Below are 14,823 nucleotides of genomic sequence, written 5' to 3' on the forward strand. Positions count from 1 at the left end.
GCACAGGACATCCTCGCTTTGTTCACAACAAGTTCATTTCAGATCGGCGATCTTCGGCGTGGCGTACAAAAACACCTGATAGGGAGGTATCTCCAGGGGGGCCGGTGAGGGTGGCTTCCCCTGCCCAGCTCCGGGAGGTACCCACCCCATGGCCCACCAGCCGCAGAATCTGTTGAAGGCCGTGCTCGACGGATGGCGGAACTCCCTGCTGGACATGGGCGGCCGCAACCGGCTGCTCAACTTCCGGCACACCAGGACCGCCACGCTGGAGATCACCACGCCCGACGCGGCGGCCCTCCTCGCGGAGCTGGCCAAGGGCTGGGAGTTCGCGCCGGTCGCCGAGCGGCCGGAGGGCGTGGCGCTCACCAAGGACGGCGACGAAACCGGAGCAGGGCGCACCGACACCGGCCGCCGCTCCCGGCCCGGGCTGGTCACCCAGAAGACCACCCAGGCGTCCCTGGACACCTCGCTCTACCAACTGCGCCAGAAGTCCGGCCAGATGTACAACGACTACGGCCTGTGGGTGCTGTGGCTCGGCGTCGGCATCGTCGACTGGCGCGAGCCCGGCGCCCACGAGAGCAGCGCCGCGCCCCTCCTCCTCGTCCCCGTGGAGCTGCGCCGGGACGGCAGCCGCCGCTACCGGCTCCACCCGGCCGAGGGCCAGGACCGCATCCACAACCCCGCGCTCGCCGTGAAGCTGGACCGGCTCGGCGTCGACTGGAGCGCCGTCACCGCCACCGACCCCGCCGACCTGCCCGGCGTCCTCGCCGCCGCCTGCGGGGCCACCGGCGCCCTGAAGGACTGGGCGGTGGCCGAGCGCGTGGTGCTCGGTCTGTTCGCCTCCCACCGCGAGGCGATGTACCAGGACCTCCAGCAGAACGAGGAGCAGATCCTCGACCACCCGCTGGTGCGCGCCGTCGCCCTCGGACCCGACGCCGAACTCCCGGGCGATCTCATCGACTTCGAGCCCGCCGGACTCGACCGCATCGACGAGGTCCAGCTGCCCGAGCGCACCCCGCTGGTGCTCGACGCCGACGCCTCCCAGCGCCAGTGCGTCGCGGCCGCGCTCGACGGGCGGTCCTTCGTGATGAGCGGACCGCCCGGCACCGGCAAGAGCCAGACCATCACCAATCTGATCGCCGCCCTCATGCACGCGGGCCGCAGCGTGCTGTTCGTCAGTGAGAAGGCCGCCGCGCTCGACGTGGTGCGCAACCGGCTGCGCGGGGTCGGCCTCGGCGACTTCGTCATGGCCCTGCACAGCGGTGACACGAGCAAGAAGGCCGTCGCCACCGAACTCGCCCGCGTCCTCACCACCGAGGCCCGCGTCACCGGGGCCGCCGCACACGAGCTGGAGCACGCCCGCCGGCTGCGCGAGGAGCTGTCCGCCTACGCCGCCGCCATGAACGAGACCCGCGACCCGCTCGGGCGGACCCTGCACGATGTGCTCGGCCGGCTCGTCCTGCTGGAACAGGCCGAGACCCCGCAGCTCCCGCTCGGCGCGGAGAGCGCGAAGGCCGTGCGCACGCTGAGCGCCGGCGCCCTGCGCGAACTCGTCACCGCCGCCGGTGCCGTCGCCCGCGCCTGGCGCCCCGCCGCCGAGGGCGACGCCTTCCCCTGGCGCGGCCTCGTCGGCACCGCCCCGCACCAGGCCGTCTCCGAGGCCGCCGACGCCCTCGGCGCCCTGGTCACGGCCGCCGGGCGCCGCCCCTTCGCCGCCGCCGAGCCCGAACCCCGTACCGTGCGCGAACTCCAGCAGCTCGTGCGCACCCTGCGCGCGGGCCTGCCGGACGCCCCCGCCCCGGCCGACGGCATCCTCCCCGACGACGTCACCGACCGCACCGCCCAGCTCGCCGACCTGTTCGGGATGCCCAAGCCCGACCGCCCGGCCGACGCCTTCGCCCTGTGCGAGCTGGCCGGGCTCACCGCCGCCGGGCACCGGCCGCCGCGCGGCTGGTTCGACGCCGGCACCCTGCGCCGCGCCCACGAGGCCGCGCGCGAGCTGCGGACCGCCCTCGACGCCGAGGAGCAGGCCCGCGCGGCCGCTGCCGACGTGTGGGCGGAGAAGGTGCTCACCGAGGGTGAACTGCCCGCCCTGGTACGGCGCTTCGCCGAACAGCACCGGGGTCTGATGGCCCGCTTCTCCGCGCAGTACAAGGCCGACCGCGCCACGGTGACCGGCCTTTCCCGCACCGGCACCTGGGACAAGACCCTGCCCGCCCGGCTGGACGACGCCCTCGCCTGGCACGCGGCGGCGGCCGAGGTGACCCGCCTCGCCGACACCCACGCCGACCTCCTCGGGCCGTACACCCCGCGCACCCTCGACGCCCGCGCCGCGCTCGACGGCGCCCTGGCCACCGCCGACCGGATCGCCGTGCTCGGCGCCCCCGCCGAACGCCCCGGCGCGCTCGTCGACCGGCTCGCCGCCGACGCCGAGCCCGACCCGCTGCCCGCCCTGCTGGTCGACCACGTCCAGAGCGCGCTCGGCGCCTGGTGCGCGGCCGCCGACGCACGCGCCGAGCGCTGGAACCGGGCCGTCACCGGCCTGCTCGACCAGTTCGACACCGCCCGCCGCACCCAGCTCTCGCCCGCCCTGCTCGGCACCCTCGCCGAGGCCGGGCAGGCCGTCGAGGCGCTGCGGAACGACCCGCAGGGCCCCGAGGTCTGGCACGCCCACCTCGGCGGCGTCGCCGTGCTCGCCCGGCACGGCGCCGACGCCCTCGTCACCGGCGCCGCCGAACGCGGCCTCGACCCCGCCCGGCTGCCCGAGGTGGCCGAACAGGCGGTGCTGCGCGCCTGGGCGGACGACCTCCTCGCCACCGACCCGCGCCTGCGCAGCACCCGCTCCGAGGACCTGGACACCCGCGTCGCGGACTTCCGCGCGGCCGACCTGCGGCTGATCGCGGCGGCGGGCGGCGCGGTGACCGAGGCGTGCAACAAGCGGCGGCCGCGCAACTTCGCGGGCGGCGCCGGTGCCGTCATCGTCCGCGAGGCGGAGAAGAAGACCCGCCACATGCCGGTGCGCGAACTGCTCGGCCGCACCCGCGAGGTGGTGCGCGCGGTCAAGCCCTGCTTCATGATGAGCCCGCTGACGGTCAGTCAGTTCCTGCCGCCGGACTTCCACTTCGACGTGGTGGTCTTCGACGAGGCGTCCCAGGTACGGCCCAGCGACGCCGTCAACTGCATCTACCGGGGCCGCACCTTGATCGTCGCCGGTGACGACAAGCAGCTGCCGCCGACCTCGTTCTTCGACTCCGCCGTGGACGACGACTCCGACGAGTACGCCGACGACCTGCCCGACTCCTTCGAGTCCCTGCTGCACGCCTGCAAGGCCGGCGCCATGCGCGAACTCCCGCTGCGCTGGCACTACCGCAGCCGCCACGAGAACCTGATCACCTTCAGCAACCGCGAGTTCTACGACAACTCGATGATCACCTTCCCCGGTGCCGTCGCCGAGGGCGACGACGTCGGCGTGGCCTTCCTCGACGCCGGGGGCGTCTACGACCGGGGCGGCCGCCGCGACAACCGCACCGAGGCCGAGTTCGTCGCCCGGCGGGTGCTGCACCACTTCGACACCCGCCCCGGCAAGACCCTCGGCGTCGTCGCCCTCTCGCAGGCCCAGGCGTCCGCCATCGACCTCGCCGTCCAGCAGGCCCGGCTCACCCGCCCCGACCTCGACCACTGCTTCACCGAGGACCGGCTCGACGGGTTCTTCGTGAAGAACCTCGAATCCGTACAAGGCGACGAGCGCGACGTGATGATCATGTCCATCGGCTACGGCCCCGACGAACACGGCCGCGTCGGCCTCAACTTCGGCCCCATCAACAGAGGCGGCGGCTGGCGGCGGCTCAACGTCGCGGTCACCCGCGCCCGTTACCGCATGGAGGTCGTCTCCTCCTTCCGGGGCGGCGCGCTCGCCGACAGCGCCAATGAAAGCGTGCAGTACCTCAAGCGCTACCTCGAATACGCTGAGAACGGCCCCTCCGTCCTCGCCCGCGACGTCGTCCAGTCCGACGCCGAACCCGACAGCCCCTTCGAGGAGTCCGTCCTCGCCGTCCTGCGCGGCTGGGGCTACCGGGTCCAGCCGCAGGTCGGCGTGGCCGGGTACCGCATCGACATCGGCGTACGCCACCCGGAGCTGCCCGGCGCCTACGCCCTCGGCATCGAGTGCGACGGCGCGATGTACCACTCCTCCAAGGCCGCCCGCGACCGCGACCGGCTGCGCGAGCAGGTGCTGAACGGACTCGGCTGGCGGCTGCACCGCATCTGGGGCACCGACTGGTACCGGGGCCGCGCGAGCGCCGAACTCCGGCTGCGCGAAGCCGTCGAACAGGCCGTCGCCAGTGGACCGTTGCTCACCGCGACCGGACCCGGGCCGACCACGCCCGCGCCGGACGAGGCCACCGCACCCGCCGCCGACGCGCACCGCGAACCGGTCGTCGAGCGCGTACCCGTCGACATCGCCGCCCAGCGCGAGTGGAGCGCCCCCTACACGCCCGCCGCCGTCACGGTGCGCCCCCGCCACGAACTCCACACCCAGGAGGCCCGGCCCGCCCTGCGCGACGCGCTCACCCGCATCGTCGAAGCCGAAGGCCCCATCCACGAGGACCTGTTGGTGCAGCGGGCGCGCGAGGCGTGGGGCGTCACCCGCGCGGGCAGCCGTATCCGCGACAACGTCAGCGCGGTGGCCGACGCCCTCGTGCGCGCCAGGAAGCTCACCTCGGACGACGGCTTCTACGCACTCGCCAAGCCCGGTCCGCCCAAGGCCCGTTACCCGCAGGACGGCGACACGCCCCGCAAGGTCGTGCACATAGCGCCGGCGGAGCGGCACGTCGCCCTGTACGAACTGGCCGTCGAATGCCCGGGCGTGTCCGAGGACGAACTCGTCAAGCTGGCCTGCGAGTTCTTCGGCTGGCGGCGCACCGGCAAGGACATCCGCGACCGGCTCGCCGCCGACATCGCCGAACTCCACCGCGCCGGACGCCTCCAGGGCGGACCCGACCAGGTCGGCGCCGTCCGCTGACGCCGGGCGCGCGGATCTGACGCCGGGCACGCGAAAGGGGCGGCGGGAACGTGAAGTTCCCGCCGCCCCTTGGCGGTTCAGCTCACGGAGAGGCCGGAGGGTACAGCGACCTCGGCAGGTCCTTCGCCGCCGCCGAGTCCAGCAGCCACAGCGTCCGCGCCCGGCCCTGGGCACCGGCCGCCGGGGCCTGGATCTCGCCCGCGCCGGACAGCGCGATGGCCACCGCCTCGGCCTTGTCCTCGCCCGCCGCGAGCAGCCACACCTCACGCGCCGCGCGGATCGCGGGCAGCGTCAGCGAGACGCGGGTCGGCGGCGGCTTGGGCGCGCCGTGCACGCCCACCACCGTGCGCTCGGTCTCCCGTACGGCCGGAAACTCCGGGAACAGGGAGGCCACATGGGTGTCCGGGCCGACGCCGAGCAGCAGCACGTCGAACTCCGGCACCTCGGCGTGGTCCTCGGGCCCCGCCGCCTTGGCGAGCTCCGCCGCGTACGCCTCGGCCGCCGCGTCCACGTCCGCGCCGTACGGACCGTCGGACGCGGGCATCGGGTGCACCCGCGCCGGGTCCAGCGGTACGGCGTCGAGCAGGGCCTCGCGGGCCTGCGTGTAGTTGCGGTCCGGGTCGCCCTCGGGGAGGTAGCGCTCGTCGCCCCACCACAGATCCAGGCGGCTCCAGTCGACGGCGTCCCGCGCGGGCGCGGAGGCCAGCGCGGCCAGCAGACCGTTGCCGTTGCGGCCGCCCGTGAGGACCACGGAGGCGTGACCGCGCGAAGCCTGCGCGTCCACGATTTTCGTGATCAGACGGGCCGCGGCGGCCTCGGCCATCAGTTCCTTGTCGCGATGCACGACCAGCTGCGGAGTGCTCACTTCGACGCCGCCTTCCTCGCGAGGGAGTTGGGGGTCGGCTTGTCCGCCGCACCCGCCTGACCGTCGGACGACTCGGAAGCCCTCCCGACGGCGGCCTCCTCGGCCACGACCTCCGCCACCGCGTCCTCCGCCGCAGCCTCCTCGGCCACCGCGTTCTCGGCCACGGCCCGCTCGGCCGCCGCCTCCTCCGCCGCGACGTCCTCGGCCACCGACGCCAGCGCCGTCACCGCGTCCTCCGCCTTCGCCAGCCGCTCCACGCCGTAGCGCAGCGCCGCCGCGTAGGTGTCGTCCGGGTCGAGCCGGCGCAGCTCCTCCGCGATCAGCTCGGCGGTGTCCCGCCGCTTGAGCGCGACCGCGCGGGCCGGCTGGCCCGAGATGGACAGGGTGGCCAGCGAACCGTCCGCCCGGTCGAGCACGATCGGCCCGCACGTGGTGTCCATGCGCACGGCGGTGAGCCCCGGGCCCGCCGACAGCGTCCGCTTCACGGGCACCGCGAGCCGGTCCGCCAGCCACATCGCGAGCAGCTCGCAGCTCGGGTTGAACTCCTCGCCCTCCACCTCGACACCGGTGACCTCGCAGCTCACCTGGTCCAGGGCCGCCGCCAGCATCGAGCGCCACGGCGTGATCCGGGTCCAGGCGAGGTCGGTGTCACCGGGAGCGTAGGTCTCGGCACGCGCGGCCAGTTCCCGCACCGGCTGCTCGGCGGCGTAGGTGTCGGTGACCCGGCGCTGCGCGAGCGCGCCCAGCGGGTCCTTGGCCGGGTCCAGCGGCGCGGCCACCGGCCACCAGACGACCACGGGGGCGTCGGGCAGCAGCAGCGGCAGCACGACCGAGTCGGCGTGGTCGGAGACCTCGCCGTGCAGCCGCACCACCACGGTCTCCCCGGTGCCCGCGTCCGCGCCCACCCTGACCTCGGCGTCGAGCCGGGAGGAGGTGCGGTCGCGCAGGGTGCGCGCGTGCCGCTTGATGACGACCAGGGTGCGCGAGGGGTGCTCGCGCGAGGCGTCGTTCGCGGCGCGCAGCGCGTCGTAGGCGTTCTCCTCGTCGGTGACGATGACGAGGGTGAGCACCATGCCGACGGCGGGGGTGCCGATCGCCCGGCGGCCCTCCACCAGCGCCTTGTTGATGTCTCCGGCGGTGGTTCCGGTCAGATCTATCTTCATGGCCGGCGCCAGCTCCGTCCGTCTCGTGCGAGCATCTCGTCCGCCTCGGCCGGACCCCACGTACCCGACTTGTACTGCGCCGGCTTGCCGTGGGTGTCCCAGTACTCCTCGACCGGGTCGAGGATCTCCCAGGACAGCTCGACCTCCTCCGTGCGCGGGAAGAGGTTGGCGTCGCCGAGCAGCACGTCGAGGATCAGCCGCTCGTACGCCTCGGGGCTGGACTCGGTGAAGGACTCGCCGTAGGCGAAGTCCATCGAGACGTCCCGGATCTCCATCGAGGTGCCGGGCACCTTGGAGCCGAAGCGGACCGTGATGCCCTCGTCCGGCTGGACGCGGATGACGATCGCGTTCTCGCCCAGCTCCTCGGTCGCCGTGTGGTCGAACGGGGAGTGCGGGGCGCGCTGGAAGACGACCGCGATCTCGGTGACCCGGCGGCCCAGCCGCTTGCCGGTGCGCAGATAGAAGGGGACACCCGCCCAGCGGCGGTTGTCGATCTCCAGCTTCACGGCCGCGTACGTGTCGGTCTTCGACTCGGGGTTGATCCCGTCCTCTTCGAGGTAGCCGATGACCTTCTGGCCGCCCTGCCACCCGGCCGCGTACTGACCGCGCACCGTGTGCAGGCCCAGCTCGTCCGGCAGCCGTACGGCGCCCAGCACCTTGGTCTTCTCCGCCGCGAGCGCGTCCGCGTCGAAGGAGGACGGCTCCTCCATCGCGGTGAGCGCGAGCAGCTGGAGGAGGTGGTTCTGGATGACGTCGCGGGCGGCGCCGATGCCGTCGTAGTACCCGGCGCGGCCGCCGATGCCGATGTCCTCGGCCATGGTGATCTGCACGTGGTCCACGTAGGACCGGTTCCAGATCGGCTCGAACATCGTGTTGGCGAAGCGCAGCGCCAGCAGGTTCTGGACGGTCTCCTTGCCGAGGTAGTGGTCGATCCGGAACACCTGGTCCGGCTCGAACACCTCGTGCACGACCTTGTTCAGCTCCTCGGCCGACTTCAGGTCGTGGCCGAAGGGCTTCTCGATGACCGCGCGCCGCCAGGAGCCGCCCGACTGGTCGGCCAGGCCGTGCTTCTTCAGCTGCTGGATGACCACCGGGAACGCACGCGGCGGCACCGACAGATAGAAGGCGAAGTTGCCGCTCGTGCCCTGCGCCTTGTCCAGCTCGTCGATGGTCGCGCGCAGCCGCTCGAAGGCCTCGTCGTCGTCGAAGGTGCCCTGGACGAAGCGCATCCCCTGGAGGAGCTGCTGCCAGACCTCCTCGCGGAACGGCGTACGGGCGTGTTCCTTCACGGCGTCGTGCACGACCTGCGCGAAGTCCTCGTGCTCCCAGTCGCGGCGGGCGAAGCCCACCAGGGAGAAGCCCGGCGGCAGCAGACCGCGGTTGGCGAGGTCGTAGACCGCCGGCATCAGCTTCTTGCGGGACAGGTCACCGGTGACACCGAAGATCACCAGGCCCGACGGCCCCGCGATGCGCGGGAGCCGTCGGTCTGCGGGATCACGAAGCGGGTTGGCTCCGGAACCGTTGAGGGGTGACAAATCAGCCCTCCGAAGGGGCGAGCCGCTTGAGCTCCGCCTCGGTCGACTTGAGCAGGTCGTTCCAGGACGCCTCGAACTTGTCGACGCCCTCGTCCTCCAGGACCTTGACGACGTCGTCGTACGAGATGCCCAGGGCCTCCAGCGCGTCGAGGTCGGCACGGGCCTGCTCGTACGTGCCCGACACCGTGTCGCCGGTGATCTGCCCGTGGTCCTCGGTGGCCTCAAGGGTGGCCTCCGGCATGGTGTTGACCGTGTTCGGCGCGACCAGCTCGGTGACGTACATCGTGTCCGAGTAGGCCGGGTCCTTCACACCGGTCGACGCCCACAGCGGACGCTGCTTGTTCGCGCCCGCCTTCTCCAGCGCCTTCCAGCGGTCGGACGAGAAGACCTCCTCGTACGCCTGGTAGGCGAGGCGCGCGTTGGCGATGGCGGCCTTGCCGCGCAGCGCCTTGGCCTCGTCGGTGCCGAGCGTCGCCAGCCGCTTGTCGATCTCGGAGTCCACGCGGGACACGAAGAAGGACGCCACGGAGTAGATCAGGGACAGGTCGAGGCCGCGCTCCTTGGCCTTCTCCAGGCCGGTCAGGTACGCGTCCATGACCTTGCGGTACCGGTCGAGGGAGAAGATCAGCGTGACGTTGACGCTGATGCCGTTGCCGATCGTCTCCGCGATGGCCGGCAGGCCCGCCTCGGTGGCCGGGATCTTGATCAGCGCGTTGGGCCGGTCCACCAGCCAGGCCAGCTGCTTGGCCTCGGCGACGGTCGCGCGGGTGTTGTGCGCCAGGCGCGGGTCGACCTCGATGGAGACCCGGCCGTCCTGGCCGCCGGTCGCGTCGAAGACCGGGCGCAGGATGTCGGCGGCGTCGCGGACGTCCGCCGTCGTGATCATGCGGATGGCCTCTTCCACGGTGACCTCGCGGGCGGCGAGGTCGGCGAGCTGCTGGTCGTAGCCGTCGCCCTGGGAGATCGCCTTCTGGAAGATCGTCGGGTTGGTGGTGACGCCCACGACGTGCTGCTGGTCGATCAGCTCGGCGAGATTGCCGGACGTGATCCGCTTGCGCGACAGGTCGTCCAGCCAGATCGCGACGCCTTCCTCGGAGAGGCGCTTGAGTGCGTCTGTCATGGAAATTGCATCTCCTACGTGTCGTTTACGGGCGTCAGCGCTGGGCGTCGGCGAGGGATTCCCGCGCCTTCGCGGCCACGTTCTCCGGAGTGAAGCCGTACTCGCGGAACAGGACCTTGCCGTCCGCGGACGCGCCGAAGTGCTCCAGGGAAACGATGCGGCCGGCATCGCCCACGTACTTGTGCCAGGTCAGACCGATACCGGCCTCCACGGCGACCCGGGCCCGGACCGACGGGGGCAGCACGGACTCCCGGTACCCCCGGTCCTGCTCCTCGAACCACTCCACCGACGGCATCGAGACGACGCGGGTCGGCACGCCCTCGGCCTGGAGCTGCTCACGCGCCTCGACGGCCACGTGCACCTCGGAACCGGTGGCGATCAGGATGACCTGGGGCTCACCGCCCTCGGCCTCCAGCAGGACGTAACCGCCACGGGCGGCGTCGTCGTTGGGCTCGTAGACCGGCACACCCTGGCGGGTGAGGACCAGACCGTGCGGGGCGCCCTTGCCGAACTCCTTCGTCCAGCGCTGCTGGATCTCGCGCCAGGCGATCGCCGTCTCGTTGGCGTCCGCCGGGCGGACCACGTTCAGACCGGGGATCGCGCGCAGCGCGGCCAGGTGCTCGACCGGCTGGTGGGTCGGGCCGTCCTCGCCCAGACCGATGGAGTCGTGCGTCCACACGTACGTCACCGGCAGGTGCATCAGGGCCGACAGGCGCACGGCGTTGCGCATGTAGTCGGAGAAGACGAGGAACGTACCGCCGTAGACACGGGTGTTCCCGTGCAGGGTGATGCCGTTCATCTCGGCGGCCATCGCGAACTCGCGGATGCCGAAGTGGATCGTCCGGCCGTACGGGTCCGCCTCGGGCAGCGGGTTGCCCGCCGGGAGGAAGGAGCTGTCCTTGTCGATGGTCGTGTTGTTCGAACCCGCGAGGTCGGCGGAGCCGCCCCACAGCTCGGGCACGACCGCGCCGAGGTCCTGGAGGACCTTGCCGGAGGCGGCGCGGGTGGCGATGCTCTTGCCGGTCTCGAAGACCGGGATCTTCTCCGCCCAGCCGGCCGGCAGCTCGCCCGCGGCGATGCGGTCGAACTCGGCGGCGCGCTCGGCGTTGTTGTCCCGCCACTCCTGGAAGGACTTCTCCCACTCGGCCTTGGCCTCGCGGCCGCGCTCCAGGGCGCCGCGCGTGTGGGTGAGCACCTCGTCGGCGACGGCGAAGGTCTGCTTGTCGTCGAAGCCGAGGACCCGCTTGGTGGCCGCGACCTCGTCGTCACCGAGGGCCGAGCCGTGCGCGGCCTCGGTGTCCTGGGCGTTCGGGGCGGGCCAGGCGATGATCGAGCGCATCGCGATGAAGGACGGGCGGTCGGTGACGGCCTTGGCCGCCTCGATCGCCGCGTAGATCGCCTCGGGGTCCAGGTCGCCGTCGGGCTTGGGCTCCACGCGCTGGACGTGCCAGCCGTACGCCTCGTACCGCTTCATCGTGTCCTCGGACACGGCCGTCTCGGTGTCGCCCTCGATCGAGATGTGGTTGTCGTCCCACAGCAGGATCAGGTTGCCGAGCTTCTGGTGGCCCGCGAGCGAGGACGCCTCGGCGGAGATGCCCTCCTGGAGGCAGCCGTCACCGGCGATGCAGTAGATGTAGTGGTCGAAGGGGGACGAGCCCTCCGGCGCCTCCGGGTCGAACAGGCCGCGCTCGAAGCGGGAGGCCATGGCCATGCCCACCGCGTTGGCCACACCCTGGCCCAGCGGGCCGGTGGTGGTCTCGACGCCCTTGGTGTGTCCGTACTCCGGGTGGCCCGGGGTCTTCGAGCCCCAGGTGCGGAAGGACTTCAGGTCGTCCAGCTCCAGGCCGAAGCCGGCCAGGTAGAGCTGTGTGTAGAGGGTCAGGGACGAGTGGCCGGCGGACAGCACGAAGCGGTCGCGCCCCACCCACTCCGGGTCGGCCGGGTCGTGCCGCATCACCTTCTGGAAGAGGGTGTAGGCGGCGGGGGCCAGGCTCATCGCCGTGCCGGGATGGCCGTTGCCGACCTTCTGTACGGCGTCGGCGGCCAGGACACGGGCGGTGTCCACGGCCCGCTGGTCCAGCTCGGTCCACTCAAGGTCTGTGGTGGTCGGCTTGGTGCTCACCCTGGGTCAGGGCTCCTCTCCACATGTTGTCGGCCGGTCGTCGGGACAGGGCCCGTCCGGCCGCCGGTGGACAGCGTGTCCACCGGCCGTTGTCGAGCCTACCCCCGTGAGGACGTGCGTTTTTTCGAGTCATTCCAGACTGCCGGGACTCGCCTCGATCCGCCTCCCGACCGGCCGGAAGACGGCTTGGCACATCAATACGGAGCGGCTCGCCGTCCTGCTCAAACGGGGTCCGGCGGGCACCGTGCCAACACGAGCGGACCCCGGCGAAAGGCGAGGTATGGGCAACGTCTAAAGTGGCGTGGTACGCGCGGGTCTTTACACCGGTTTCACACGGGTGGCCCGCTGGGATGTCTCTGTCAGGGGTGTGCGTGACGGCCGTCGAATCCCGTCCTGCTGGTGCGCTCGGTGTGAGCCGCAGCCCGGTCCACCGGCCGTTCGGCGCCCGGGTCAAGGGCTTCGTGGCGCTGACCAAGCCGCGGATCATCGAGCTGCTGCTCATCACCACGGTGCCGGTCATGTTCCTGGCCCAGCAGGGTGTGCCCGACCTCAAGCTGGTGCTGCTGACCTGCCTGGGCGGCTATCTGTCCGCGGGCGGCGCCAACGCGCTGAACATGTACATCGACCGGGACATCGACGCCCTGATGGACCGCACCTCGCAGCGGCCGCTGGTCACCGGCATGGTCAGCCCGCGCGAGTGCCTCGCCTTCGGCATCACCCTGGCGGTCGTCTCCACCCTGTTGTTCGGATTCACCGTCAACTGGCTGTCCGCCTGGCTGTCGCTCGGAGCGCTCCTCTTCTACGTCGTCGTCTACACGATGATCCTCAAACGGCGTACGTCGCAGAACATCGTGTGGGGCGGCATCGCCGGCTGCCTGCCGGTGCTGATCGGCTGGTCCTCGGTCACGGACTCCATGTCGTGGGCGCCGGTCATCCTCTTCCTCGTCATGTTCTTCTGGACGCCGCCGCACTACTGGCCGCTCTCCATGAAGGTCAGGGAGGACTACGCGCGCGTGGGCGTGCCCATGCTTCCGGTCATCGCCTCCAACAAGGTGGTCGCCCGGCAGATCGTGATCTACAGCTGGGTGATGGTCGCCGTCTCCCTGCTGCTCCAGCCGCTCGGCTACACCGGCTGGTTCTACACGGCGGTCGCGCTGGCCTCCGGCGGCTTCTGGCTGTGGGAGGCGCACGGGCTGCAGAACCGGGCGAGGGCCGAGGTGACGGGCGTCAAGCTCAAGGAGATGCGGCTGTTCCACTGGTCGATCACGTACGTGTCGATCCTCTTCGTGGCGGTCGCTGTGGACCCGTTCCTCAGGTAGTCCGTTTGTTTCTTCCGTAAGGGAGGGGCGCGTGGTCAAGGCCACGCGCCCCTCCCTTCGCCGTTGCGTCTACCCGTCGGTAGCATCCTGACCATGGCAGACACGGAGCAGGTTGACGCGAAGACCGAGCGCAAGGTGAAGCGCCTCGCCCACGAGATCGGCGCCTTCGCCAAGGCCCACGGCGGGGCCGGGGGCAACGTGGCGTACATCGGCGAGCGGGGCGCCCGGATCGCCCTCGTCGGCGAGGACGGGGAGTGGGGGAACCTGGTCGCCCCCAGCGTGGAGATCGGGCTGCGGGCGCTGGAGAGGGCGGGGGTCACGGTGCACGAGGAGTTCGACGGGGAGTTCGCGGCGAGCATGCGTACGAGTGCGTACGAGTGGAAGCGGATGGCTGGGATTCAGATCTGAATCCAGCTCGGGGGGTTCTGTGCGTTGCAGGGCGCGGGGTGCGTTGTGGCTTGTCGCGCAGTTCCCCGCGCCCCTTTAGGTGGGGCAGCGCCACCTGAGTCTCCTTCGCGCCGTTAGGACAGTTAAGGCAGTGCACCGTCCTCACGGGAGCTCGGGATGATCGAAACGGCGTCGCTCGTGGACCAGTACTGCCACGGGGTGTTGCGGACCGAGTTGGGGCTCGGGACGTTCGAGGCCCAACTCGGGCGTACGGAGGGGCCGCCCGCGGCGGGGACCACGTTGTTCGACACGCAGACGGGGTTCGCCGTGCGGCGGTGGTGTCCGCCGCTGCTCGGGCTCGAACCGCACTGCGCGCCCGCGCGGTATCTGGCGCGGCGGCGGGAGCTGGGCGTCCTGGAGGCGGGGCGCAGGCTGCTGCGCGGGAGCGGGATCACGACGTATCTGGTCGACACCGGCCTGCCCGGGGACCTCACCGGGCCCGAGGAGATGGCCGCCGCCGGAGCCGCCGAGGCGCGGGAGATCGTCCGGCTCGAGCCGCTGGCCGCGCAGGTCGCGGACACCTCGGGCAGCGTCGGGTCCTTCCTCGCCAACCTGGCCGAGTCGGTGCACGGCGCGGCGGCCCATGCCGTCGCCTTCACCACCGGCGCCGGACTCGCGGACGGTGCCGCCCTCTCGCCCGAGCCGCCCGGACCCGGTGAGGTACGGGGCGCGGCCTCGCGCTGGCTGGCGGTGCGGCGGGTGGGGGAGGCGCCGAGCGATCCGGTGCTGCTGCGCCAGCTGCTGTGGACCGCCGTCGCCTCGGGCCGGCCGCTCCAGCTGCACGCGGGGCTCGGCGCACCGGGCGTCCCTGCCGACCCCGGCCCGCTCACCGGCTTCGTACGGGCCACGGCCGGCCTCGGCACGGACCTGGTCCTGCTGCACGGCTACCCGCACCACCGGTACGCGGCGCATCTGGCCGCCGCCCACCCGCACGTCTACGCCGACTCCGGCGCCGCGCTCGTCCGTACCGGCGCCCGCGCGGCCACCGTGCTCGCGGAGATCCTGGAGCTGGCGCCCTTCGGCAAGATCCTCTTCTCCAGCGGGGCGCGTTCCCTGCCGGAGCTGCACGTCGTCGCCGCCCAGCTCTTCCGCGAGTCCCTGAACCGCGTCCTCGGCACCTGGGTCACCGACGGCGCCTGGTCCCTGACGGACGCGCGCCGGGTGGCCCGCATGGTGGCGGCGGAGAACGCGCTCAGGGTGTACGGGCTGGAGTGAGCCGGTCTGTACGGACT

General features: G+C 72.0%; 9 protein-coding genes. 4 read left to right on the forward strand and 5 right to left on the reverse strand.

The features are described 5' to 3' along the window. Positions 1-148: 148 nt before the first annotated feature. Positions 149-5,020 carry a DUF3320 domain-containing protein gene (locus AB0898_RS18305; RefSeq protein WP_366803951.1) on the forward strand — a complete coding sequence of 1,624 codons (4,872 nt, stop codon included), beginning with the start codon at positions 149-151 and terminating at the stop codon, positions 5,018-5,020. Positions 5,021-5,102: 82 nt separating this feature from the next. Here AB0898_RS18305 and pgl read toward each other — a convergent pair whose 3' ends face one another. From pgl to tkt, 5 genes are read right to left on the reverse strand one after another with little or no spacing between them, the layout of a single operon-like run. Then, on the reverse strand, positions 5,103-5,885 hold the full coding sequence (pgl, locus tag AB0898_RS18310) for a 6-phosphogluconolactonase (protein ID WP_366803953.1): 783 nt from the start codon (positions 5,883-5,885) through the stop codon (positions 5,103-5,105). Then, positions 5,882-7,048, reverse strand: coding sequence for a glucose-6-phosphate dehydrogenase assembly protein OpcA (gene opcA / locus AB0898_RS18315; RefSeq protein WP_366803954.1), 1,167 nt, complete (start codon positions 7,046-7,048; stop codon positions 5,882-5,884). Before opcA ends, pgl begins: the two co-directional genes overlap by 4 nt. Continuing rightward, positions 7,045-8,583 carry a glucose-6-phosphate dehydrogenase gene (zwf, locus tag AB0898_RS18320; RefSeq protein WP_366803955.1) on the reverse strand — a complete coding sequence of 513 codons (1,539 nt, stop codon included), beginning with the start codon at positions 8,581-8,583 and terminating at the stop codon, positions 7,045-7,047. The genes opcA and zwf overlap by 4 nt, the downstream gene beginning before the upstream one ends. A 1-nt stretch (position 8,584) precedes the next feature. Then, on the reverse strand, positions 8,585-9,703 hold the full coding sequence (gene tal, locus AB0898_RS18325) for a transaldolase (protein WP_366803956.1): 1,119 nt from the start codon (positions 9,701-9,703) through the stop codon (positions 8,585-8,587). Between the two features lie 34 nt (positions 9,704-9,737). Next, positions 9,738-11,825, reverse strand: a complete 2,088-nt coding sequence (gene tkt / locus AB0898_RS18330; protein WP_366803958.1) for a transketolase — start codon at positions 11,823-11,825, stop codon at positions 9,738-9,740. A 365-nt stretch (positions 11,826-12,190) separates the two neighbouring features. Here tkt and AB0898_RS18335 point away from each other — a divergent pair, with 365 nt between their 5' ends. The 3 genes from AB0898_RS18335 (at position 12,191) to AB0898_RS18345 (ending at position 14,806) form a co-directional block, all read left to right on the forward strand. Continuing rightward, entirely contained in the window at positions 12,191-13,144 is a 954-nt protein-coding gene (locus AB0898_RS18335; protein WP_366804087.1) for a heme o synthase, read from the forward strand. Between the two features lie 93 nt (positions 13,145-13,237). Next, entirely contained in the window at positions 13,238-13,552 is a 315-nt protein-coding gene (locus AB0898_RS18340) for a hypothetical protein (protein WP_366803959.1), read from the forward strand. 156 nt (positions 13,553-13,708) lie between these two features. Continuing rightward, positions 13,709-14,806: an amidohydrolase family protein gene (locus AB0898_RS18345; RefSeq protein ID WP_366803960.1), complete on the forward strand. Its 1,098-nt coding sequence runs from the start codon at positions 13,709-13,711 to the stop codon at positions 14,804-14,806. The last annotated feature ends 17 nt before the right edge of the window (positions 14,807-14,823 follow it).

The organism is Streptomyces sp. NPDC005435 (genome assembly GCF_040703155.1).
Taxonomy (GTDB): domain Bacteria; phylum Actinomycetota; class Actinomycetes; order Streptomycetales; family Streptomycetaceae; genus Streptomyces.

Coding starts and splice junctions, on each gene's coding strand:
- AB0898_RS18305 (WP_366803951.1), top strand. CDS start 149: ATGGCCCACCAGCCGCAGAATCTGTTGAAGGCCGTGCTCGACGGATGG.
- opcA (WP_366803954.1), bottom strand. CDS start 7,048: ATGAAGATAGATCTGACCGGAACCACCGCCGGAGACATCAACAAGGCG.
- tal (WP_366803956.1), bottom strand. CDS start 9,703: ATGACAGACGCACTCAAGCGCCTCTCCGAGGAAGGCGTCGCGATCTGG.
- AB0898_RS18340 (WP_366803959.1), top strand. CDS start 13,238: ATGGCAGACACGGAGCAGGTTGACGCGAAGACCGAGCGCAAGGTGAAG.
- AB0898_RS18345 (WP_366803960.1), top strand. CDS start 13,709: ATGATCGAAACGGCGTCGCTCGTGGACCAGTACTGCCACGGGGTGTTG.